The sequence below is a fragment of the Rhodococcoides corynebacterioides genome, assembly GCF_019834675.1.
GTDB lineage: Bacteria > Actinomycetota > Actinomycetes > Mycobacteriales > Mycobacteriaceae > Rhodococcoides > Rhodococcoides corynebacterioides_A.
Window position 1 is genome coordinate 390,786 of record NZ_JABUBU010000001.1, and the last position, 22,625, is coordinate 413,410.

The 22,625-nt window shown below is 70.3% G+C and carries 18 protein-coding genes; 10 read left to right on the plus strand and 8 right to left on the minus strand.

The features are described from left to right. Positions 1–29 precede the first annotated feature (29 nt). Complete coding sequence (locus HQ603_RS01855; protein WP_222682664.1) at positions 30–269, plus strand: hypothetical protein; 240 nt, start codon at positions 30–32, stop codon at positions 267–269. Here the strand turns inward: HQ603_RS01855 and HQ603_RS01860 are convergent. Further along, complete coding sequence (locus tag HQ603_RS01860) at positions 247–2,640, minus strand: molybdopterin oxidoreductase family protein (protein ID WP_222682665.1); 2,394 nt, start codon at positions 2,638–2,640, stop codon at positions 247–249. The two genes, HQ603_RS01855 and HQ603_RS01860, sit on opposite strands and share 23 nt — an antisense overlap. A 33-nt stretch (positions 2,641–2,673) precedes the next feature. Next, a complete protein-coding gene (locus HQ603_RS01865) occupies positions 2,674–3,321 on the minus strand; it encodes a TetR/AcrR family transcriptional regulator (RefSeq protein ID WP_222682666.1) in 648 nt (215 codons plus the stop codon). A gap of 266 nt (positions 3,322–3,587) precedes the next feature. Between HQ603_RS01865 and HQ603_RS01870 the strand changes: the two genes are divergently transcribed. Then, positions 3,588–5,054, plus strand: coding sequence for an MDR family MFS transporter (locus HQ603_RS01870; protein WP_222683173.1), 1,467 nt, complete (start codon positions 3,588–3,590; stop codon positions 5,052–5,054). A 321-nt stretch (positions 5,055–5,375) separates the two neighbouring features. Then, positions 5,376–6,719 (plus strand): MFS transporter, encoded by a 1,344-nt coding sequence (locus HQ603_RS01875; RefSeq protein ID WP_222682667.1) that lies wholly within the window; start codon positions 5,376–5,378, stop codon positions 6,717–6,719. Positions 6,720–6,820: 101 nt separating this feature from the next. Here the strand turns inward: HQ603_RS01875 and HQ603_RS01880 are convergent, their stop codons facing one another. The 4 genes from HQ603_RS01880 to HQ603_RS01895 form a co-directional block, all read right to left on the minus strand. Next, a complete protein-coding gene (locus HQ603_RS01880) occupies positions 6,821–8,326 on the minus strand; it encodes an HNH endonuclease signature motif containing protein (protein WP_222682668.1) in 1,506 nt (501 codons plus the stop codon). A gap of 87 nt (positions 8,327–8,413) precedes the next feature. After that, positions 8,414–10,132, minus strand: coding sequence for a bifunctional 3-(3-hydroxy-phenyl)propionate/3-hydroxycinnamic acid hydroxylase MhpA (mhpA, locus tag HQ603_RS01885; protein WP_308126307.1), 1,719 nt, complete (start codon positions 10,130–10,132; stop codon positions 8,414–8,416). A 61-nt stretch (positions 10,133–10,193) separates the two neighbouring features. After that, the gene (locus HQ603_RS01890; protein ID WP_222683176.1) at positions 10,194–10,907 is read right to left on the minus strand and encodes an IclR family transcriptional regulator; all 714 of its coding nucleotides are present in this window, start codon (positions 10,905–10,907) and stop codon (positions 10,194–10,196) included. Positions 10,908–10,917: 10 nt separating this feature from the next. Beyond that, a complete protein-coding gene (locus HQ603_RS01895) occupies positions 10,918–12,177 on the minus strand; it encodes a DUF3500 domain-containing protein (RefSeq protein WP_308126308.1) in 1,260 nt (419 codons plus the stop codon). A gap of 86 nt (positions 12,178–12,263) precedes the next feature. Here HQ603_RS01895 and HQ603_RS01900 point away from each other — a divergent pair, with 86 nt between their 5' ends. Together HQ603_RS01900 and msrA are read left to right on the plus strand one after the other, a co-directional pair. Beyond that, positions 12,264–13,178: a fumarylacetoacetate hydrolase family protein gene (locus tag HQ603_RS01900; RefSeq protein WP_222682669.1), complete on the plus strand. Its 915-nt coding sequence runs from the start codon at positions 12,264–12,266 to the stop codon at positions 13,176–13,178. A gap of 139 nt (positions 13,179–13,317) precedes the next feature. Then, on the plus strand, positions 13,318–13,854 hold the full coding sequence (gene msrA / locus HQ603_RS01905) for a peptide-methionine (S)-S-oxide reductase MsrA (protein ID WP_222682670.1): 537 nt from the start codon (positions 13,318–13,320) through the stop codon (positions 13,852–13,854). Between the two features lie 70 nt (positions 13,855–13,924). Here the strand turns inward: msrA and HQ603_RS01910 are convergent, their stop codons facing one another. Next, entirely contained in the window at positions 13,925–15,262 is a 1,338-nt protein-coding gene (locus tag HQ603_RS01910) for a helix-turn-helix domain-containing protein (RefSeq protein ID WP_308126309.1), read from the minus strand. Positions 15,263–15,499: 237 nt separating this feature from the next. On the opposite strand from HQ603_RS01910, the gene HQ603_RS01915 reads away from it, so the two are divergent. From HQ603_RS01915 to HQ603_RS01935, 5 genes are all read left to right on the plus strand, one after another. Then, entirely contained in the window at positions 15,500–16,549 is a 1,050-nt protein-coding gene (locus tag HQ603_RS01915) for an amidohydrolase family protein (RefSeq protein WP_068102518.1), read from the plus strand. Further along, positions 16,546–17,271 (plus strand): iron-sulfur cluster assembly protein, encoded by a 726-nt coding sequence (locus HQ603_RS01920; protein ID WP_222682672.1) that lies wholly within the window; start codon positions 16,546–16,548, stop codon positions 17,269–17,271. Before HQ603_RS01915 ends, HQ603_RS01920 begins: the two co-directional genes overlap by 4 nt. Before the next feature lie 43 nt (positions 17,272–17,314). Beyond that, positions 17,315–18,340 (plus strand): NAD(P)-dependent alcohol dehydrogenase, encoded by a 1,026-nt coding sequence (locus HQ603_RS01925; RefSeq protein WP_068106108.1) that lies wholly within the window; start codon positions 17,315–17,317, stop codon positions 18,338–18,340. Positions 18,341–18,421: 81 nt separating this feature from the next. After that, positions 18,422–18,745: a putative quinol monooxygenase gene (locus HQ603_RS01930; protein WP_068102514.1), complete on the plus strand. Its 324-nt coding sequence runs from the start codon at positions 18,422–18,424 to the stop codon at positions 18,743–18,745. A gap of 172 nt (positions 18,746–18,917) precedes the next feature. Further along, positions 18,918–21,308 (plus strand): transketolase-like TK C-terminal-containing protein, encoded by a 2,391-nt coding sequence (locus HQ603_RS01935; RefSeq protein ID WP_261773275.1) that lies wholly within the window; start codon positions 18,918–18,920, stop codon positions 21,306–21,308. Position 21,309: 1 nt separating this feature from the next. Here the strand turns inward: HQ603_RS01935 and HQ603_RS01940 are convergent, their stop codons facing one another. Then, complete coding sequence (locus tag HQ603_RS01940; RefSeq protein WP_371830950.1) at positions 21,310–22,557, minus strand: MFS transporter; 1,248 nt, start codon at positions 22,555–22,557, stop codon at positions 21,310–21,312. Positions 22,558–22,625 lie beyond the last annotated feature (68 nt).

The following is a 22,625-nucleotide window of genomic DNA, read 5'->3' on the forward strand; positions in this document are numbered from 1 at the left end:
CGATCAGGGTGAGATGAGGAGCGAGCACTGTGACCACCCGGAAGTCCGCGCTGTACGTCCTCGCGCTGTTCGTCGCGTTGGCCGTGTTCTGGGCCGCGGTCAGCGCGCGCCTGGACGACGCGCATCCGGTGCGCACCATGTTCGTGGTCGGCGGCGCGGTCCTCGCGTTCGGCGTGCTGCTGGTCGGCTCGGCGACGGCGATGAAGGTGCGCCGCCTGCGGGCTCGGCGGCGCGAGAGCAACGAGGTCACCGCGTCCGGTCGGGTGTGACCGCGCCCGGCGGAGGCGTATCGACGACCCGCACGCGCGCCACCCCGGTCTTGAACTGCGGTTGCTTGGACACCGAATCCCACGTGGTGGGCGTCAGCTCGTTCGCGGCCCGGCGGATGTCGGGGTTCGCGCCGGTGCCGTCGGTGTTCCGACGACCGATGTCCCAGTAGCCGTAGTGGAACGGCAGGAAGAGCACACCGGGCCGAATGTCGGTGCGCCGCATCCGGGCGGTGACGGCGCCCCGCGGTGACGACACCTCCAGCATCGTGCCCTCGGGAATACCCAGCCGGACCGCGTCGTCGCCGTTCATCTCGACCCACACCTCCGGGGCCGCCCGGTTCAGTTCCGGCGCGCGGCCGGTCTTCGTGCGGGTGTGGAAGTGGTAGATCGTGCGACCGGTGATCAGGTGGAACGGGTGCTCGGCGTCCGGGGTCTCCACGGCCGGCACGTACCGCACCGCCCGCAGGAGGGCGCGTCCGTCGGGGTCGTGATCGCGATAACGCGCAGGGTCGATCGGGTCGCCCGAGATCAGGTCCTTCCCGTAGGTCTCGCACGTGTCCGCCGCCGTCGGGAACACCGCGTCGGTGTAGAGGCGCTCGGTGCCGCCGGGCCGGTCCAGGGTCGCGGGCCATTGGATTCCGCTACCGCCGCGCAGCGCGTCGTGGCTCAGACCGGTGTAATCGCACGGCCGGCCGGCCGTGGCGCGGGTCCATGCGGCGAACGCCGACTCGGGGTCCGTCCACGGGATCAACGGCGCACCGTCGCGATCGCGAAAATTCATGCGGCGGGTGAAGTCCAGGAAGATGTCGAGGTCCGCCCGCGCCTCACCCGGAGGCTCGACGGCCTTGTCGGACAGATGCACCGTGCGATCGGCGTTGGTGAACGCACCCGTCTTCTCGCCCCACGCGGCGGCGGGGAGGACCACGTCCGCCAGAGCCGCCGTCTCGGTGAGGAACATGTCCTGCACGACGACCGTCAGTTCCTCGCGGCCGAGGATCCGTCGGATGCGAGCGAGCTCGGGAAGCGACACCGCCGGGTTGGTGGCGCTGATCCACAGCAGGCCGAGATCCCCCTGCTCGGCGAGACGGAAGATCTCCATCGCGTGGGTCGGCGGGCCGTCGTGCGTCAGGAAGTCCTGCTCGACGTTCCACAACTCCGCGAGTTCCGCGACGTGGTCGGGATTGGCCCAGTTCCGGAACCCGGCCAGGTCGCCGTTGGCCCCGCATTCCCGCGTGTTCTGAGCCGTGGGTTGGCCGTTCATCTGCAGCAGCCCGCACCCGGGTCGGCCGATCATCCCGCGGAGCAGGTGCAGGTTGTTCACCTGCACGGCCGAGGCCGTCGCCTGGTTCGACTGATAGAACCCCTGCAGCACCGTCGACAGCAGAGCCTCCGCGGTGCCGACCAGCCTCGCGGCCCGGCGGACGTCGTCGGGGTCGAGTCCGCACGTGGCCGCGACGGTGTCGACCGTCCAGGGTTCCACCGTGCGGCGAAGTTCGTCGAACCCGACGGTGCGCTCGTCGACGAACTTCTCGTCGATCCACCCCTGCGTGATCACCTCGCGGAGCAGGCCGTTCATCAACGCGAGGTTGGTTCCCGGCCGCGGGGCCAGATGGACGGTGGCGCGGCGGGCGACCGGCGTCGCGCGAGGATCGACGCACAGCACCGCCGGGGGAGTGGGGCCGTCGAGCCGATCCAGGATGCGTGACCACAGCACCGATTGCGTTTCGGCGACGTTGTGCCCGAACAGGGCGATCGCGGTGGCGTGATCGACGTCGGTGTAGGACCCCGGCTGACCGTCGCTGCCGAACGATTCCTTCAGCGCCTCCGCCGCCGTCGCGGTGCACAGCCGCGTGTTGCCGTCCAGATGGTTCGTACCGACACCGCCGCGTGCCATCACCCCCAGCGTGTAGTACTCCTCGAGGAAGAGTTGGCCGCTGGTGTAGAAGCCGATGGATCCCGGTCCTCGGGTGTCCAGGAGGGTGCGCGTGCGACCGACGACGCGGGCCATCGCCGTGTCCCAGTCGGTCGGAACGAGGTCGCCGTCCACGCGGATCAGCGGTCGGGTGAGACGGTCCGGTGAGGCGTTGGCCTGCCACCCGTACAGGTCTTTCGGGCCCAGCCGTCCACGGTTGACGCGGTCGACGGCGCGTCCGCGGACGCCGACGATGCGCCCGTCGCGAACGGCGATGTCCATCGCGTCACCGTTGGAATGCAGGACGGACGCCGACTGCACCCAGCGCTCGACGTCGTCCTCGGTGACCCCGTCGGCCAGCACGGTGTCCACCCGCGTCGGCCAGACGGTGCCGCGAGCGAACGGGGTTCGCGCGCCCCAGGGTTCGGCGATGCGGTCGACAGACTCGGCGGTGCTCATGGAGCGCCGGTACCCCCGCAGCGTGGTGAACAATCAGACCGGTGATCGGCCTTCGTCCGGTACGTCGGGAAGGTCGGAAACGAGGCGTCGGAGATCTGCGGTGGCGGACGCGTACAGGGCGACGGGGTCGGCGGCGGCGCCGTCCCGGCCCCCGTCGACCGCTTCGGCCCAGGCGTCGTACGCCACGCGCGCGGTGCTGCCGGCGACCTCGACGAGCACCCGTGCGTAGCCCCGGGACGCGGAGTCGCCGAGGATCTCCGCGACCCGGTCGGTCAGTCGACACATCGCCATCGCGTCGGCGGCGTAGGCGGCGGATCGCAGGTGGGCGTCGTCGGCGAGCAGTCGCCGCACACGCATCAGCCGCGCCCGCACGTCGGCCGACTCGGCTGCGAGTCGGCCGAAGGACCGTCGGAAGAGGTTCTCGAGCGCGGGGAGGGTGACGTCCTCGGGCGCGGCGTCGGCGAGCCATCGGTCGAGATCGGCCTCGAAGAGGGAATCGCCGTGCAGCACCGACTCCTCCTTGGTGGCGTAGTGCCGGAAGAAGGTACTCGGCGAGACGCCGGCCTCCCGCGCGATGTCGTCGACCGTGGTCGCCGAGAACCCGCGCTGCTCGACCAGGGTCAGGGCGGCGTCGGTGATCTCGACGCGCGTCGCCTCGCGTCGTCGTTCACGTAGGTCCATCGTCGCTCCTCGTCGAGTCGGTGCCGTCGTCCCGGGTCCATCACAGGGTTGTTCGTGTCACTTTGACAGTCACTGTCATGCAGGAGCAGACTATCACCGAGAGTCGCGGCCCACGAGGATCGCGGCTCGACGACCGTGAGAGGGGACAGCCCGTGACGACCACCGGGAACACGACCACGCCGACCGGCGGCGCGCCCGACAAGGGAGCACTGGATGGGGGAGCTGCGGACGGGGGAGCTGCGGACCGGCTGGCGCCCGGCAGCGCGATGCTCATCGGTGTCCTGGTGGTCGCGGCCTTCGTCATGATCCTCAACGAGACGATCATGAGCGTCGCGCTGCCGACGCTGATGACCGAACTGTCGATCGGGGCGTCGACGGCGCAGTGGCTCACCACCGCCTTCCTGCTGACGATGGCCGTGGTCATTCCCACCACCGGGTTCCTGTTCCAGCGCTTCACGGTGCGGCAGGTGTTCACGGCGGCGATGACGTCGTTCGTCGTCGGCACGCTCCTCGCCGCGCTGGCGCCGGGCTTCGAGGTCCTGCTCGCCGCGCGGGTGATCCAGGCGGCCGGCACGGCGATCATGTTGCCGCTGTTGATGACCACGGTCCTGTCGCTGGTTCCGGAATCGCGTCGCGGCCGCATGATGGGTGTCATCTCCATCGTGATCGCCGTGGCGCCCGCCGTGGGCCCCACCATCTCCGGCGTCGTGCTCGACGCGCTGGGGTGGCGATGGATGTTCTGGCTGGTCCTCCCGATCGCGGTGGCCGCGACCGGTCTCGGTATCGCGTTGGTGCGCAACGTGACCGAGACTCGACGCGTTCCGCTCGACGTGGTGTCGGTGGTCGCGTCGGTGTTCGCCTTCGGCGGCATCGTCTACGGACTGAGCAGCATCGGGCACTCGGCCGAGGGCGCCGCCGTTCCCGTGTGGATTCCGCTGACCGTGGGTGTGGTCGCGCTGGTGTTCTTCGTCCTCCGCCAGCGCCGCCGGCAGGACGCGGGGACCGCGCTGCTGGACCTGCGCCCGTTCGCGACGCCGGCGTTCTCGGTGGGGCTCGGCATGATCGCCATCTCGATGATGGCGCTCTTCGGTGCGCTGATCCTGCTCCCGATGTACCTGCAGAACGTCCTGGGTCTCGACACCCTCGCCACGGGCCTGACCCTGCTGCCGGGCGGGCTCGTCATGGGACTGCTCGCGCCGTTCGTCGGCCGCGCGTTCGACCGGGTCGGACCGCGCCCGCTGGTGATCCCGGGATCCCTGGTGGTGTCCGCCGCGCTGTGGTCGATGACGAGCCTCGACGCGCAGTCCGGGCAGAGCACGGTGATCGGCATCCACGTGCTGATGTCCGTCGGGCTCTCGATGATGATGACCCCGCTCATGACGTCGTCGCTGGGATCCGTTCCGCCGCGGTTCTACTCGCACGGCAGCGCGATCTTCTCGACCGTGCAGCAGCTCGCCGGCGCCGCCGGCACCGCACTGTTCGTCACCGTCATGTCGACGACGGCGACAGCGCGGGCCACCGACGGAGCCGACGCCGTCGCCGCGTCGGAGGCCGGCGTGCACACCGCGTTCCTGTTCGGCGGGGTCGTGTCTCTGGTCGCCGTGGCCGCGTCGTTCTTCGTCGGACGCCGGCCGGCGCAGTCTCACGTCGTGGGGTCGGGTGCCGACACGGCCTCCGGTGTCGACGTCGGCATCGACGGCAGCTCGACGACGTCGGCCGGCTCGACTCGCTGAGCGAGGTGGGCTCGTCGGCGAGCCCGGACGTGCCGGTTGCGTTCGGCGTGGTGCTCGGCGAGATACAGCTCGGGTGGCAGGTAGGTCATGCCGGCACCTCCGTTCTGCGAAAGTCGTTGCGGTACAGGCCCGTTCTGTGGGCCCGATGTGCGTACGAGAACGATGCTGACAGATCGGGCGTGCTCGGCGCATCCGAATAAATCCGTCGCCGACGCTCGCGAGGGTGCAGCGGACCCCCTCTTCCGGGGGTAGTGGGGTATGGCGTGGCTCACATACCGTCCTGACCACTTCGCCCGTTCCGTCCCCTCGAGCAGGAGCACCATGACCACAGTGTCACCCGACGACGCCACCGCGCGTTCGGTCACGCCGCCCACCACCCCGCCGACGACCAGCGTCCGCAAGGTGGCCGTGGCCAGCGGCATCGGCACCACGATCGAGTTCTACGACTTCTTCATCTACGGCACCGCGGCCGCCCTGGTGTTCCCGACGGTCTTCTTCCCGGCTCTCGGAGCCACCGCCGGCACCGTGGCGTCCTTCGCCACGTTCGCCGTCGCCTTCATCGCGCGTCCCGCGGGTGCGGTGCTGTTCGGTCACTTCGGCGACCGGATCGGACGCAAGCGCACGCTCATCTCGACGCTGCTGTTGATGGGTGTCTCGACGTTCGTCATCGGCCTGCTGCCCGGTGCCGAGACCATCGGCGTCGCCGCCCCGATCATCCTGGTGCTCCTGCGATTCGGCCAGGGCTTCGCCGTCGGCGGCGAGTGGGCCGGTGCCACCCTGCTCACCGCGGAATACGCCCCGGCGAAACGTCGCGGCTTCTACGCGATGTTCCCGCAGCTCGGACCGTCCGCAGCCTTCATCCTTTCCAGCGCGACCTTCCTGGTCACCGGCGCCGTGTTCGGCGACACCAACGAGACGTTCCTGAACTACGGCTGGCGAATCCCGTTCCTGTTCAGCGCCGTTCTGGTGCTCATCGGCCTCTACATGCGCCTCGCGATCGAAGAGACCCCCGTGTTCCGCGAGGCCGCGGCTGAGGCGCCCGCCGCCGCCGCGACGCGTCTGCCGGTGCTGGACGCGTGGCACGTGCAGAAGCGCGAGGTCCTGTTCGCCGCCGGCGCTCTGGCGTCCCTGTTCTCGCTGTTCTACATGGGCACTGCGTACCTCACGAGCTACGGCACCAAGACCCTCGGCTTCGATCGGCCGTTCGTCCTGATCACCGGCATCGTCGGCGCCGTGGTCTTCGGTATCGCCATCGCCCTCTCCGCGGCGTACTCCGACCGGGTGGGACGACGGCGCGTCATCCTGATCTCCTGCGTGGTCGCGGTTCCGTGGACGCTGGCCCTGTTCCCGATCCTCGACACCGGGTCCGCCGGACTCTACGTCCTGGCCATGTGCGTGACGTTGACGATCTTCGGTATCGCCTACGGGCCCACCGGCGCTCTGTTGCCCGAGCTGTTCCAGACCCGATTCCGGTACACCGGTGCGGGATTGGGCTACAACCTGGCCGGTGTCCTCGGCGGCGCGATCCCGCCGTTGCTGGCCGCCCCGTTGACCGCTGCCTACGGCAGCATGGCGGTCGGCGTGATGCTGGCGGCGCTCTCCGTGCTCAGCATCGGCTGCACCCTGAAGCTGACCGAGACGAAGGACGTCAGCATGCGGGCCTGATCGACGGTCCGCACGACCCCCGACGCACGACTCTCGCCCCCGAGCCGGGTTCCGGTTCGGGGGTTCGTCGTGTTCGGTTGTGGTGGTGGGGTTTTCGGCGGTCAGGGACTGCCGGGGTCGTGGAGGAGGTCGCCGGGGTGGAAGTGGTGGTTGACGCGGCCTTCTCTGGTGGGGTCGGCGAGGGCGGGTGGGTGCCAGAGGGTGCGGCCGGCCCAGCGGTGGCCGGGTGGGGCGATGGTGGTGGCCCAGCCGAGGGGTCCGGTGTGGATCTGGCGGTGGTGGCGGTCGCAGGCGTAGGTGAGGTACCCGATGTCGGTGGTGCCGCCGTGGGCCCAGTCGGTGACGTGGTGGACCTGGGTGCGGGTGGCAGGGGCGGTGCAGCCGGGGAAGGTGCAGCCGTGGTCGGTGGCGAACAGGGCGAGGCGTTGGTCGGTGCTGGCGGTGCGGCGGCTGCGTCCGAGGTGTAGGGGCCGATCGTGCAGGTCGGTGATGCACAGCCAGGTGTCGAGGTCGTCGGGGTGGTTGCCGGCGAGGGTGAGCAGGTCCGCGATGGGGAGGGCGGTGCCGCCGGCGGTGAGGGCGAGTCCGGCGCGGGCGGCGAGGTCGGCGACGGTGGTGGTGAGGATCAGGGAGACGGGCAGGCCGCGGTGGGTGGTGCCGAGGTCGCGGCGGGCGAGGGTGCGGGTGATGGCGGTGAAGACGGCGTCGTAGTCGCGTTGGGCGGCGGTGCGGGGGTCCCGCACCCGCTCCGCCGCCGCGGCCGCGGCCGTCTCGGCCCCGTCGCCATCCCCGTTCTCGCCGTCCTCGTTCTCCCCGTTCTCGCTGTTCGCGCTGTCGCCGCAGTCACCCACCTCGTTCTCGCTGTCACCGGCTCGGTCGCCGTTGCTGTCGAGGGTGACGCCGGGTTTGCCGAGGGTCTCGCGGACGAGTTCGAGGGTGGCGGCGCCCTCGGCGTCGCAGACGATGACGGCGGTGTACATGCCGTGGCGGTCGGGGCCGGAGATGCGGAAGGAGCGGCGTCGGCGGCGGTCGGCGGGGTCGGTGAGGGCGCCGTCGGCGTCGATCCATCCGGCGAGGCGGGTGGCGGCCCGGCGGAGGGTGGCGGGGGTGATCTGCCGGGCGAGGTCGGCCAGTTGCTCTTCGGCGCGCTCGCGGGTCTGCGCGTCGACGGCGGGGGAGAGCTCACACAGGAATGTGTCGATGACGGTGACGTGGGCGAGGGAGATGGCCCCGTCGCGCAGGGCGGCGGCGGTGCCGGGCATGCGCGGTGGGAGGGGGTCACCGGTGAGGGTGGTCTGCTCGGTGAGCAGCATCGAGCGGCGCATTCGGGTGCGGGCGTCGGGGAGGTCGATGTGCAGGAGGCCGGAGAGGGCGTCGGCGCAGGTGAGGCCGGTGTCGGTGAATGCGCCGGCGTTCACGGAGCGGTGCAGCCAGGTCTGGCCGAGGCCGGTGAGGGCGCGGGAGGCGCGTTCGGAGTCGATGATCAGGGCGAGGAGGTCCTCGAGTCCGGCGGTGCGGGTGTCGAGGGCGGCGAGGTCGGCAATCGCCGCGTTCAACGCGGCCCTCGCCGCCGACACCGCCGTCACCGGTGAGACCGGTGCATCCACCGGTGTTGCTGCTGTGTGTGCGGGTCCGTTCCCGCCGCCCCCCGACGACATGGCCCCAGTGTAGATCGACCCACCGACAGAAATCGATCATACGTTCGAACTGCCGACACGCACGCAAGTCCCGGTCCGCACCCCCTCGAGGAAGCCGCGGACGAGTGCTCCGGCGTCGTCTCCGGTTCCGGTGCCGTAGAGGTGGAAGTCCGGGCGGACCAGCACCACGTCGGCTCCCAGTTCGTCCAGCCAGGCGGTGTAGGTGCCGTCGACGTCATCGATCACGGCGACGTCCTCGATCACGGCGACGTCGTCGACCACTGCGGCGGGTCCGTCGGCGGAGAGTGCCACCACGGTCACGCGCAGCGCGGCGAGGTCCGCGCGGTCTCGCGTCGACAGCTCCGGCGCGTCCTCGGCCCGACGCAGCAGCAGGGCGCCCGGACCGTCGAGCACATCGTCGAAACGACCTGTGCCGCTGGGGGTCCGCACCCGCCCCTGCCGCGACAGCACGCCCCCGTGCTCGCCGACGTGCAACCCCGGGCCGAGGCCGGGACGCGGTGGTCGCGGCCTGTCCCCGGCGCGGTGCTCGGCCTGCAGCCGCCGATCGCGTGCGGCGGCCTCGTCCGGGTCGGTGATGCAGATGACCTTGCCCAGCGAGACGGAGAAGTCGACGAACGCGTGGGCATGGTGTTGCCGCTCCGGGGTGTAGGTGTCCAGCAGGGCCGGAGCGGCGACCCCGCGCAGCACGGCATCGAGTTTCCACGTCAGATTCATCGCGTCCCGGAACCCCGCGCCGAGGCCCTGCCCGGCGAACGGCGGCATGAGATGTGCTGCATCCCCGGCGATCACGACCCGACCGCGACGCCACCGTTCCGCCCAGCCGGCCTGGAACGTGTACACCGAATGGCGCACGAGCTCCGCGGTGTCCGGAGTGGGTCCCCACGGCGCCAGCAGAGACCACGCGGCGTCCGGGGTGTTCAGCGCGTCGGGATCCTCGCCGGGCAGCCGCATGAACTCCCACCGGCGTCGCCCCGGCCCGCCGGGCACCATGGTGGCGGGTCGGTCGGTGTCGCACCGCTGGGTCGCTCCCGTCGGAACCGATGCTCCCGCACCGGGTTCGACGTCCACCACCAACCAGTCGTGCTGGTACCCCTCGTCGTGCCAGCCGGAGTCCATAAGATCGCGCACCGTGCTGCGAGCGCCGTCCGCGCCCACCACGAATGCCGCCCGCACCTCGACGTCCTCGATATTCCCGCCGCCGTCGCCGCTGCCGCCGCCACGGCGGATCGTCACCGTCACGGCGTCGGTCCCGTCGTCCAGCGCCGTCACCTCCGCCCCGCGCACGACGTCGACGTGCGGCAGATCGGCGACGACCGCGTCGAGCGCGCGCTCGAGCGACGGTTGATCGAAGAAGTACGTGTTGTACCAACCGGATTCGCCGAGACCGCTCCAGTCGACCTCGACCAGGGTCTCGTCGTTCCCGTTGGTCCAGACGTACATCGCGTCGTACGGCTCCGTGACGTCGGGGACCGCGTCGGGGGAGAGTCCCACCGACTGCAGGATCCGGGCGACGTCGGAACAGTGCGTGACCGCACGGGGGAGCGGATAGGGCGCGTCGGCCCGGTCGACGACCAGAACTCGGTGTCCCCGTCGGCCGAGGTGCGCCGCGACGATCGTGCCGACCGGGCCGTAACCGACCACGACCACGTCGTACGTCGAGCCGATCCGGCCGTCGGGACCCACACGGGCCGGCTGCTGGGACGTCGAGGGTGGCTGCACGCTGTCGAGGATGGCGTGGTGATCGCGATCGGTCACGTCACCCGTCCCGATCCTCGGGACGGCAGTCCGGAATGTGCAGCATCGCGGCGAGACTCGGTCACGCGAGGTCCGGGTTGAGTCGTTCCAGTCCCTCGATCGCGCGGGACTGCTTCAGCCGGAAGCGGGACGACGGCATCACGACGGACACGGCCTGCAACGCGCCGGTGCGCCCGCGAAAACCGGTGGCCACGGCGCAGATTCCGAGATCGTGCTCCTCCCGGTCGACGGCGATCCGTGTCGACCGCACCTCCTCGATGCGCTGCCACAGGACGTCGGGATCGGTCACGGTGTGCTCGGTGAACCGTTCCAGCGGCCGGACGAGCAGGGAGCACACCACGTCGTCCGGGAGCAACGCCAGCAACGCCACCCCGAGGCAGCTCGCGTGCAGGGAGAACGATCGACCCACCTCGGTGGCCGACCGCACCCGATCGGGCGACTCGACCTGATCGACGACGACCACCTCGCGTCCGCTGAACACCGCGAGGTCCACGTTCTCCCCGGTGGTCCGGGCCAGCGACGCGAGCGAGCGCCGGTTGCTCGACACCAGGCTCGAATGTGCGGCGACGCCGAACTTGAGCAGCCCGGGCCCCAGCGAGTAGCCGCGGCGACCGGGGTCGCGCACGACGTACAGCTCCTTCTCGAGCGCCTGGATCAAGCGGTGCACGGTGGAGCGCGGCAACTCGGTGCGGCGCGCGAGTTCGGTGAGCGAGAGCATCGTTCGGCTCTCGGCGAGCGTGTCCAGGATCAGCGACGCACGTCCTATGTCGGCCAGGAGACTCTCCTCACGATCGTGGCCGCCTCTGCCGCCATTGGTGGACCCAGGATCGGCCGTAATCGTTACCGTGGGGGATACGCAGCACCGTGTGGACGTGGAACGGCTTCGGCTCGTCGTAGTCGAGGAAGACGCCACAGTGGTGATCGACCTCGACCAGCACGACCGGAGACTGGATGCGCGCGTAGAAGACGTCGTCCTCGCCGTGGCCGCCGATCCAGCAGAACCACGTCTCGTCGCGATGGTCGACGACCCCACGCATCGCTGCCCGTCGTGGGCCGTCGGGCAGCAGATGGAGGAACACCTCGACCGCGTCGTCGACCGCCGCGGCGTCGGCGTCGGGTAGATCGGCGACGCGCACGCCCTCGACCGGGATCACCCGGTTGTCCTGGAACGCGCCCGCGAGGTGGCGCTCGTCGCCGGGATGCACCCGGCCCGGTGGCATCGCCGGGTCGACCATCGACCGGTAGACGGTGGCCTGCGCGCGGTGGGACTCCCCGAGCGCGGCCATGATGCGGCGCATGGCGGCGGTGTGCCGACCGAGCGTGCGGACGCCGGCCCGCGGTCCGGCGTCGATCTCGTCGGGCTCGGCGCCGAGGAACGCCGGGCCGATCGTCATCCGCCCGTCGACGACCAGACAGTTCAGGGCCAGGTGATGCCCGAACAGCTGCCACCCCCACGGGGCGGTGGGATGCGGGCGGCCGTAGAGCGCGAGGTTGTAGGACCACTCGTTCAGGATGGTCGGGAGATCGACGGTCTCGCCGAGAAAACCGTTGACGGCCATGGTGTTCCGTGCCGTCTCGAATCCCTCGGGCGAGAGCGACGCGCGCATCAGCTCCATCGCCGCGTCGCGCACCGCGTCGGTGGTGCGTTCCAGACGCAGGCCCGTGTCGAACTGCAGGAATTCCGGGTTGGCCCAGGTCTGCCACTCGACGGCGTCGACGTCGTGGCAGAGCCGCGCGCGGTCCGAATCGGAGAGGGTGTCCAGCAGCGTCGTCGCGGCCTCGACCATCGCGGCGACGGGCGCCGCGTCCGACGCCTCCGCCGGCGTCAACGGATGCACGTCCCGGCGCAGGATGCCGTTCTCGGTGACGCCGCGGAACGGGGCGCGGTAGAGCGGGGCCCACCCCGCGATCAGTCCGCCGGTGAACGTCCCCGGCCGACTCGCGACGCGGGCGTACTCGGCCGCGTCCAGGCCCCGAATCTCGGACAGGCGGGGATGGTCGTGCGGGAAGAGGTAGCGGCGGAAGTCCCCGGTCACGACGGCCACGTCCGTCCGCTGCCGGCCGACCGCACGCGCTGCGCGGCGCGCCGTCGTAGGGTCCGTCCCCGACGGTCGACGGAGCAGGGGGCGGTATGCGCATCGTGGGAATCAAGCGGACGACGAGCGGTCCGGTGGAGGTGGCGGAACTGCGGGGCCCGGGTAACGGCGCAGGCATCGGCGGCGGGGAGGCGGTGGTCCCGATCGCCGACCTCGAGGCGTTCTGGGCGGACCCGGGCGGTCACCTCGCGCGCGGCGCCGGCGGCCCGGAGATCCCCCGATCCGACGTCACGCTCGTCCCCCCGGTGCTGCCGGGCGCGCGGGTGTTCTGCGTCGGCCTGAACTACCGGAAGCACCACGCCGAGGGCAGCTACGCGGACGACCCGATTCCGGAGTACCCCACGATCTTCGCGCGGTGGACGTCGTCGCTCGGGGTCGGCGACGGCATCGTCGAGGTCCCCGCGGACGAGGACGGCCTGGACTGGGAGGGCGAGGTCATGGCGTGGGTGGGCGCCCACCTGACGTGCGCGGACGCCGACGAGGCCCTCGCCGCGGTGGTCGGCTACTCGACCTTCGACGACATCACGGCGCGGGGCGCGCAGAAGCGGACCTCCCAGTGGACGCTGGGCAAGAACGTCGACGGATCCGGCCCCCTCGGTCCGCTGGTGCCCGCCGCCGAGGTGGGCGACCTGCGCGACGGACTGCGCATCCGGACCCGGGTCAACGGCGCCGTCGTGCAGGACGCGACGACCGACGAGCTGGTCTTCTCCGTGGGCGACACGCTCGCGCTGATCTCGCGCACCGTCGGGGTCCGAGCAGGTGACCTGCTGGCCACCGGGACACCGGCGGGCGTCGGGTACGCCCGCGACCCGCAGTGGCTGCTCACCGACGGGGACGTGGTGGAGGTGGAGGTGGAGCGGCTGGGCACGCTCCGCACCACCGTCGTGCGCGGTCGACCGAATCACAGCTCCCCCCGGGGCCTCGGCGAACAGAGTCTCAACGAACGTTGAAGACGGTAGCAAGTCCGCGCGCCCGTCGGCGAGCGATGCGGCGGAACAACCGAACCCCGTCCGAACGTTCGACCGGTAGACGGTGCGCAGTGTGTATCGAACCGAGCGCACCGAACCGACCTTCGAGGAGGAGTCACACATGACCGAGGCAACGGGAACGGGAACCGGAACGCGGACCGAGACGGCCGTCCTGGCGGGCGGATGCTTCTGGGGTGTCGAGGAACTGATCCGCAAGCAGCCGGGTGTGCTGTCGACGCGGGTCGGCTACACCGGCGGCGACGTTCCGAACGCCACCTACCGCAACCACGGCACGCACGCCGAGGCGGTGGAGATCGTCTTCGACCCGACGCGGACGTCGTTCCGGAACATCCTCGAGTTCTTCTTCCAGATCCACGATCCGTCGACGAAGAACCGTCAGGGCAACGACGTCGGACTCAGCTACCGCTCGGCCATCTTCTACACCAGCGAGGAGCAGAAGGAGGTCGCGCTCGACACCATCGCCGACGTCGACGCCTCCGGCATCTGGCCGGGCAAGGTGGTCACGGAAGTGACGGCGGCGGGCGACTTCTGGGAAGCGGAGCCCGAGCACCAGGACTACCTGCAGCGCATCCCGAACGGGTACACCTGCCACTGGGTGCGTCCCGACTGGACGCTTCCCCGGCGCGCGACGGCCTGATCTCGTCACTCGTCACCGAACCCCGCGGCGCCTTCGTCGCGGGGTTTCGTGCGTCGGGGCCCGGTCGGGGTCAGCGTGCGGGGATCCGGTAGTACTTGATCTTCCGGTAGAGCGTCGCGCGGCTCATGCCGAGTCGCTCGGCCGCGGCGGCCATCGTGGCTCCGTCGGCCAGGACTCGCACGATCTCGCGGCGTTCGAACGCCTCGATGGTCGACAGTCGGCGACCGCCGGAGTCGACGACGAGCTCGGCCGGGAGGGCGGGAACGTCGACGACGTCCACCCGGCGGACCACGTCCTCGACGACGCGGCGGAGGTGGGCGCAGTTCTGCGGCCAGGAGAACTGCTGCAGCACCCGGATCGCCGCTGCCGTGAAGGCGACGTCGCGTCCGCGGACGCCGTGCGCGATTCGGTGGGCCAGGGGCGCGACGTCGCCGGGTCGCTCGCGCAGCGGTGAGAGCGGCACGGCCGCGGTGATCGCCGTCGTGAACGCGGCCGGTATTGCAGCGAGGTTCTCCGCCGTGACGACCACCGGCATCGTGGTTCCGGGACCGGTGAGCAGAACCGCCGCGAGGCGGTCCGCAAAATACGTGGGCAGGGCGTCCACATCGCGGACGACGACGACGGTGTCCGCCCGTCCGGCCTCGAAATCCCACAGTGACAACCAGGACTCGGCGTCGTCCGGATCGGGTGCGCCCGCGGTGAGGACGCGGTGGTCGGGCCAGGCGCGCCGGGCCGCGATCTCGGCGGCGGTGGCGCGTCCGGTGCCCGGTTCGCCCACGACGGCCACGACGCGGCCGGCGATCAGTGCTGCTCGGGTGGCAGTGACGGTTGCCGTCCAATCGGATCCGAGATTTTCGGTGGCGCGGCCGAGTCCGTGGTCGACGCGGAAGAGCGAGCGACGTGGGCGGGTGAGAGCCGGTCCGGACGAGCCGCGGCTCAGCATGGTCGCCGCGATGGTGCCGGCGGCGGCCCGGGCCAGGGTGAGCAGCAACTCGCTGGAGGACCGAGACCACGTGGTCAGGTTGACGGCGCCGTCGAGTCGGCCAGTCGCCGGATCGACGACCGGGGCTGCGGCGCAGGTGAATCCGGACAGTGTGCGGGAGTAGTGCTGCTCCGCTCGGACCAGGGTGGGCGCGTGGTCGGCGAGCGCGAGTCCGAGGCCGTTGGTGCCCACCTCGCGTTCGGAGTAGCCGAACCCGGGGGCGAGGTGGACCGCGTCGAGCGCGCGGAGAAGCGCCCGATCGCCGCTGAGGCGGGTGATGACGACGCCGTGGGCGTCGGTGAGCATCATCCCGACGGGCTCGGTGGTCATCGACCGGTGCAGGTCCGCGAGGACGGCGTCGCCGCACTCGTGGAAGAGCGATCCGGGAGATCGGGTTCCCGTGAACGTCGGTTCGACTGCGTCCACCGGGATGCCGTACGACTGGCTTCGTTCCCAGGACGCCCGCACACGCGGTGGGACGGGTGCGCCGACAGCGTCCCGCTCCCCGTCGCGTGGCTCCACCTGCATGTGACTCACATTACAGTTTCGGGTGCCCCGCATCGTCTCAATGTGAGACGCCGACGGCCTGTCCGTACCTTTCCGTGCCTCCTAGCGTGGACGCCATCAGGTGTGGCAGCAGTCACACCGGGAAGGAAAGCCCGGATGTACACCAAGGACGGCACCAGCTACTTCATCGTCGACGCGCACGTGGCGCTGTGGGACGCGCGACCGGAGAACCAACGCAACGTCCACGGAAAGCAGTTCATCGACTGCTTCTACGACTATCACCGCAATCTGTCGCCGGACAGCGAGCTCTGGACGTACGAGGAGTACCTGTACCAGGGCGGTGAGCGGTTCATGAAGGACCTGTTCGAAGACGGCTACGTCGATCACGCGATCTTCCAGCCGGCTCGGCTCGGGGAGTTCTACGTCGACGGTTTCGGGCAGACCGAGGAGGCGTGGGCACTCACGCAGGCCAACCCCGGCAAGCTGACCTACAACCACAATTTCGATCCCCGCAACGGGGAGGCCGGGTTGGACCAGCTCCGCGCGGATGCGGAACGGTTCGGCCTGAAGGGCGTCAAGCTCTACACCGCCGAATGGCACGGCGACTCCCGCGGATACAAGCTCGACGACGACTGGACCCGCCGCTACCTCGAGGTGTGCCGGGAGGTCGGCATCCGCAACATCCACGTACACAAGGGCCCGACCATCCGGCCGCTCGACCGGGACGCCTTCGACGTCGCGGACGTCGACCACATCGCCACCGACTTCACCGATCTGAACTTCGTCGTCGAGCACTGCGGTCTGCCCCGCCTCGAAGACTTCTGCTGGATCGCCACCCAGGAGCCGAACGTGCACGCCGGTCTCGCCGTGGCGATGCCCTTCATGTTCACCCGCCCCAAGTACTTCGGGCAGATTCTCGGCGAGCTGCTCTACTGGGTGGGGGAGGACCGCATTCAGTTCTCCAGCGACTACGCCCTGTGGACGCCCCGGTGGCTGGTCGAGAGCTTCGTCGACTTCGAGATCCCCGCGGAGCTCACCGAGTACCCGGCGCTGACCGAGAACCAGAAGCGCAAGATCCTGGGGCTGAACGCGGCTGCGATGTACGACATCGAGGTGCCGGCCCATCTGCGGGTCGCCGACGCGGACGAGACCGCGACAGGCCCCCGCGGCGCGGATCGCGTCGCCGACGACCTGGTGGGCGCATGACCGCGAACTCCCCGCGCACGGACTCTCGCCGGGCGGACGTGTGGCGGGCGCTGGACACGGTGATCGACCCCGAACTCGACGAGCCCGTGACCGATCTCGACTTCGTGGCGTCGTTGGCGGTATCCGACGACGGCGACGTTACCGTCCACCTGCGCCTCCCCACGTCCTTCTGTGCGCCGAACTTCGCCTACCTCATGGCGTCGGACGCGAAAACGGCTCTGTCGGAGCTGGATTGGACACGATCGGTGTCGGTCGCGCTCGACGACCACCACGATTCGGCGATCATCAACGCCGGCCTCGCGACGGACGCGGGCTACCGCGGAACGTTCGGTCACGAAGCCGAGGACGACTTGGAGGAGCTGCGAACGATCTTCCGACGCAAGGCGCACGTGGCGGCGATGGAACGCAGCCTGACCGCCCTGATGGCGGCGCACCCGTGGCGCAGTCCGCAGGAGATGGCCACCGTCGTCCTCGGTGATCTGCCGCCGGGGCGCACCACGGACGAACTGCTGGACCGACGGTTGGCGATCGGCCTCTCGACCCGCCCCGACGCACCGGTCATGGTCGACCACCTGGGCGCGGGCTACGTCGGCCTCGACGTTCAACTGGCTCTGCGCCGCGCGCGGTCCACCCGCATCTCGATCGAAGGGAATGCGCATTTCTGCCGTGGCCTGCTTCGGACGCGGTACGACGACCCCGACCGCACCACCATCTCGGCCTGACTCAGGCCTCACTCCCGAGAGGACACACCTCACCATGAGCTCGATGCGCGCCGTACAGGTCGTGGGCTACCACGAGAAACTGCAGATGACGGAGTTGCCCGTACCCGAGCCGACGGGCCCGTTCGACGTGATCGTCCGGATCGGCGGGGCCGGTGTCTGCCGGACCGATCTACACATCCTCGAGGGGCAGTGGGCGGAGAAATCGCAGGTGACGCTGCCGTACACCATCGGTCACGAGAACGCCGGCTGGGTACACGCGGTGGGGTCCGCGGTCACGACCGTGGCCGAGGGCGACAAAGTGATCGTGCACCCGCTCATCACCTGCGGTTTCTGCCGCGCCTGCCGATCCGGTGACGACGTCCACTGCGAGCAGAACCAGTTCCCGGGCATCGACACCCACGGCGGGTACGCGGAATATCTCAGGACGTCGGCACGCAGCGTCGTGAAGATCGACGACTCGCTCGAACCCGCCGACGTCGCCGCCCTCGCGGACGCCGGACTGACCGCGTACCACGCCGTCGCCAAGGCCTCGCGCACTCTGACTCCGCGGGACCGTGTGGTCGTGATCGGGGCCGGTGGACTGGGGCACATCGGGATTCAGGTGCTGACGGCGCTCACCCCCGCCGAGATCGTGGTGGTCGACCGGAACCCGGACGCGGTGGCGTTGGCCGAGACCATCGGCGCGCACCACGGCGTCGTGGCGGACGGCGGCCAGGTGGAGGCCGTGCGTGACCTCACCGGCGGTGTCGGCGCCGAGGTGGTGATCGACTTCGTCGGCGAGGGCGGAGCGACCGCCGAGGGTGTCGCGATGCTGCGGCAGGCGGGCGACTACTACGTCGTCGGCTACGGCGAAAACATCGACGTCCCCACCATCGACATCGTCTCGGCCGAGCTGAACATCGTCGGTAACCTGGTCGGGTCCTACAACGACCTGTGCGACCTCATGGCACTCGCTGCGCGCGGCGCGGTGGTGCTGCACACGGCGAAATACGCCCTCGACGATTTTCAATCCGCCATCGACGATCTCGACGCCGGCCGGGTCCGCGGCCGGGCCATTCTCACACCGTGACCGACTCGGCCGAGCGTCACGCCGGCCGCGAATCCCCTTCAGTCGAGAACAGCTCGGACACCGACCCCACAGGAGCGCCCCGTGATCTTCATCGTCGTCAAGTTCACCACCAAGCCCGACTGGACCGACCGCTGGCCGGACCACGTTGCCGAGTTCACCGCGGCCACCCGCGCCGAGGAGGGTTGCCTGTGGTTCGAGTGGTCGAAGAGCCTCGAGGAGCCGAACACGTACGTGCTCGTGGAGGCCTTCCGCGACGGTGAGGCCGGGGGTGCCCACGTGAACAGCGATCACTTCCGGAAGGCGACCGAGGAGCTGCCGAAGGCGCTGGCGTCGACGCCGAAGATCATCAGCGAGTCCATCGAGGCCACCGGGTGGAACGAGATGGGCGAGATGACGGTCGAGTGAGAACCGTTCCTCTTGCGCACACTGCCGTGGTTTCCCGTCGGGGGCCACGGCAGTGTGCGTCATTCTGCGCAATCGTTGCGCGCACTGTTGTTCCTACTGGCCGGTAATGATCGACTGAGGATCGCGTTCTGCGCAGGCCGTACACGATCAGGGGGTTGGGATGACGGACACGATGGACACGACGGACGCGAGCAGCGCGATCGAGGTGCGGGCGCGGCCGGGGGTGGCCTCGCCCGAGCGCGACGTGCTGCGGGACGTCGAGGACTCCGTGCTGTGGATCGCCACCGCGATGATCCACCACGCCAACCGGGTTCGTCCGAATCCCTCGGGCATGAAAGTCGGCGGCCACCAGGCGTCCAGCGCGTCGTTGGTGACCATCATGACCGAGCTGTGGTTCGAGCAACTGCGCCCCGAGGACCGCGTCTCGGTCAAGCCCCACGCGTCGCCCGTCCTGCACGCGATCAACTACCTGCTCGGTGAGCTCGACCAGCGCTACCTGACCACGCTGCGCGAGTTCGGCGGGCTGCAGTCCTACCCGAGCCGGGCGAAGGACCCCGATCCGGTGGACTACTCCACGGGCTCGGTCGGCATCGGTGCCACCGCACCGATCTGGGGCGCCATGGCGCGGCGCTACGTCGACACCGCGTTCGGCGGACCGGACACCGTGAGCCACGACGTGCCCGCGACCGGCCGTCAGTACTCACTGGTCGGCGACGCGGAACTGGACGAGGGCGCGGTCTGGGAAGCCATTCTCGACCCGGCCGTGGCCGAGCTGGGCGAGATCGTGTGGATCGTCGACCTCAACCGCCAGTCGCTTGACCGAGTGGTGCCCAACATCGCCGCCGGGCGCCTGGAAGCGATGTTCGGGGCCGCGGGGTGGCAGGTGCTCACCGTGGCGTTCGGCGCGCTGCTCGAGGCGCTGTTCACCCGCCCCGGCGGCGACGCCCTGCGCCGCCGCATCGTCGGCATGTCCAATCCCGAGTACCAGCGTCTCCTGCGGTGCGACGCCGACGAACTGCGCTCCCGACTGCCCGGCGAGGGCGCGGACGGCGAGGCGATCTCGGCGCTGGTCGCGGACGTGGACGACGCCGAGCTGGTGCGGGCGTTCCGCAACCTCGGTGGCCACGATCTCGACGCGTTGCGGAACGCCTTCGACGCGATCGACGACACCCGCCCGACGGTGATCATCGCCTACACCATCAAGGGCCACCGCCTCCCGACCGAGGGGCATCCGCAGAACCACTCGGCGCTGCTCACCGTCGAGCAGTTCGAGGATCTCGCGGCGGAGCTCGGCCGGGACCCGCAGAATCCCTGGACGCGCCCCGACGCCGACTCCGGCGCCGGGCGGCTGTGTGCCGACACCGCCGGTCGACTGCGACGGACGCCGGTGTCGGCCGCGGCCCCGCCGACCGTGCCGGCGGACTTCGGCCGCACTCCGGCGGGGACGTCGACGACCCAGGCCGCACTGGGCCGAACGCTGTTGGACCTCACCCGATCCGCGCCGGACGCCGCCGCGCGCGTGGTGACCGTCAGTCCCGACGTCAGCAGCACCACCAACCTCGCGGGGTGGCTGAACAAGGTGGGCGTCTGGTCCCCGCAGGAACGTCGGGACTGGTTCGCCGACGACCCCGAGACGATCATGCACTGGCGCGAGAAGCCGACCGGTCAGCACATGGAACTCGGCATCGCCGAGACCAACCTGGTGGGACTGATCGGCGAGCTCGGCGCGACGTGGAGCCGTTGGGGGCAACCGCTGTTCCCCATCGGCGTGCTGTACGACCCCTTCGTCGAGCGCGCTCTCGAACCGTGGTCGTACGGCATCTACGCCGGTGGGCAGTCGATTCTGGTGGGCACGCCGTCCGGTGTCACCCTCGCCGCCGAAGGTGGTGCGCACCAGTCGATCACGACTCCGTCCGTCGGCCTGGAGCAGCCCGGGTGCGTGTCCTGGGAGCCGGCCTTCGCCGTCGACGTGGAATGGACGCTGCTCGCCTCGATGGCGCAGCTCGGCCGTCCCGACGGCACCTCGTCGTACCTCCGTCTGTCGACCCGTCCGGTCGATCAGTCGCTCGCCGCGGTGCCGACGGATCCGGCCGCCCGCGAGCGCCGACGTCGGCACGTCGTGGCGGGTGCCTACCTGTTGCGCCGAGCCGAGCGCCCGGCGGTCACCCTGGTGGGCATGGGCGCCCTCATGACCGAGACGCTCGCGGCCGCGGATCGCTTGGCCGACCTCGGCATCGACGCCGACGTCGTCTGCGTCACGAGCCCCGGCCTGCTGTTCGAGGCGGTGCAGGCCCGCCGAGGGGTCCAGGACGGATCGTCCTGGATTCTCGATCGGGTGTTCCCGGCGGATCGCGCCGTGCCGATGGTGACCGTGCTCGACGGGCACCCGCACACGCTGGCCTTCCTCGCGACCGTCAACCGCGTCGAGTCGATCTCGTTGGGCGTCAGCCGGTTCGGTCAGGTCGGCTCGCTCGACGAGGTCTACCGCTGGCACGGCATCGACACCGACTCCGTGGTGCGCGCGGCCCTCGACCTGGTGGGCGACGAACCCGGGCGGTCCTGATTCAGGAGTGATCGGCGCGCAGCGCCACTGCCGCCCATCCCGCCGCGATCACGGCGAGGGCGGCGACGTACAGAGCCATCGGGGTCCAGCCGGCGGTCTGGAACACCAGACCGCCGGTCCACCCGATCACCGACGAACCGGCGTAGTAGAAGAGGTTGTAGAGCGATCCGGACTGGGCGCGGCCCACCGTCGCGCGATGGCCCGTCCAGCCCGACGCGATGGCGTGTGCGGCGAAGAAGCCGACGGTGAACACGACGAGCCCGGTGAGGATCACCGCGAGCGAGGACGCCGCGGTGAGGGCGACACCGGCGATCATGACGGCCGTGGATCCCGCGAGCACCGCGCGTCGCCCGAGGCGGCCGGCGAGTTGCCCGGCGACCCGCGAGGACACAGTGCCGGACAGGTAGGCCACGAAGAGCAGACCGATGACCGACTGAGGAAGTCCGAACGGCGGCGCCTCGAGCCGGAACCCGAGGTAGTTGTAGACGGTGACGAATCCGCCCATGAGCAGGAACGCCTGCCCGTAGAGCGCGAGCATGCCGCGGTCGGCCAGGTTGGCCCGGATCTTGTCCCACAGTCGGGTGTCGTCGTCGCGGGCGGGAAGCGGCCGACGCGGTTGCGGCGCGAGCGCGAGGAACGCCGCTGCCGCGGCCGCCGCCATGACCGAGACGGTGAGAGTGCCGAGACGCCAGTCGGTGTGTTCGGCGATGGGTGCGGCCACCACCCGGCCGAGCAGCCCCCCGATCGTGGTGCCGGACACGTAGGTGGCCGCGGCCACCGCGGTGTGACGGCGGTGCACTTCTTCCGAGACGTAGGCGATGGCGATGGCGGGCAGCCCGCCGAGAGCCATCCCCTCGAGGAAGCGGACGCCGAGCAGCATCGGCAACGAGGGGGACAGGGGGACGATCAGGCCGAGTACGGTCGCGGCGACGACGGACAGGCTCATCGCGCGGACTCGGCCGAGGCGGTCGGCGACCACCGACCAGGGCAACACCGAGACCGCGACACCGACCGTCGCGAAGCCGACCGCCAGCGACGACTGCGACGGGGTGATGCCGAGATCGGACGCGATCAGCGGCAGGATGCCCTGGACCGAGTAGAGCTGGGCGAAGGTGGCGATACCGGCCGCGAGCAGCGAGACCACGAGACGTCGGTAGGCGCGCGAGCCCCGCGGGTGCCCGTCCCACTCCTGGTCTCGGTCCTGGTCCCGGTCCGCCGCGGTCGGGGGGAGCGTCGTCCGTTCGGTCACGTCACTCGACGGTAGGCATCACGAACGCATACGTCCAATGCATGAATGATCGGTAACCCATTCGTTCG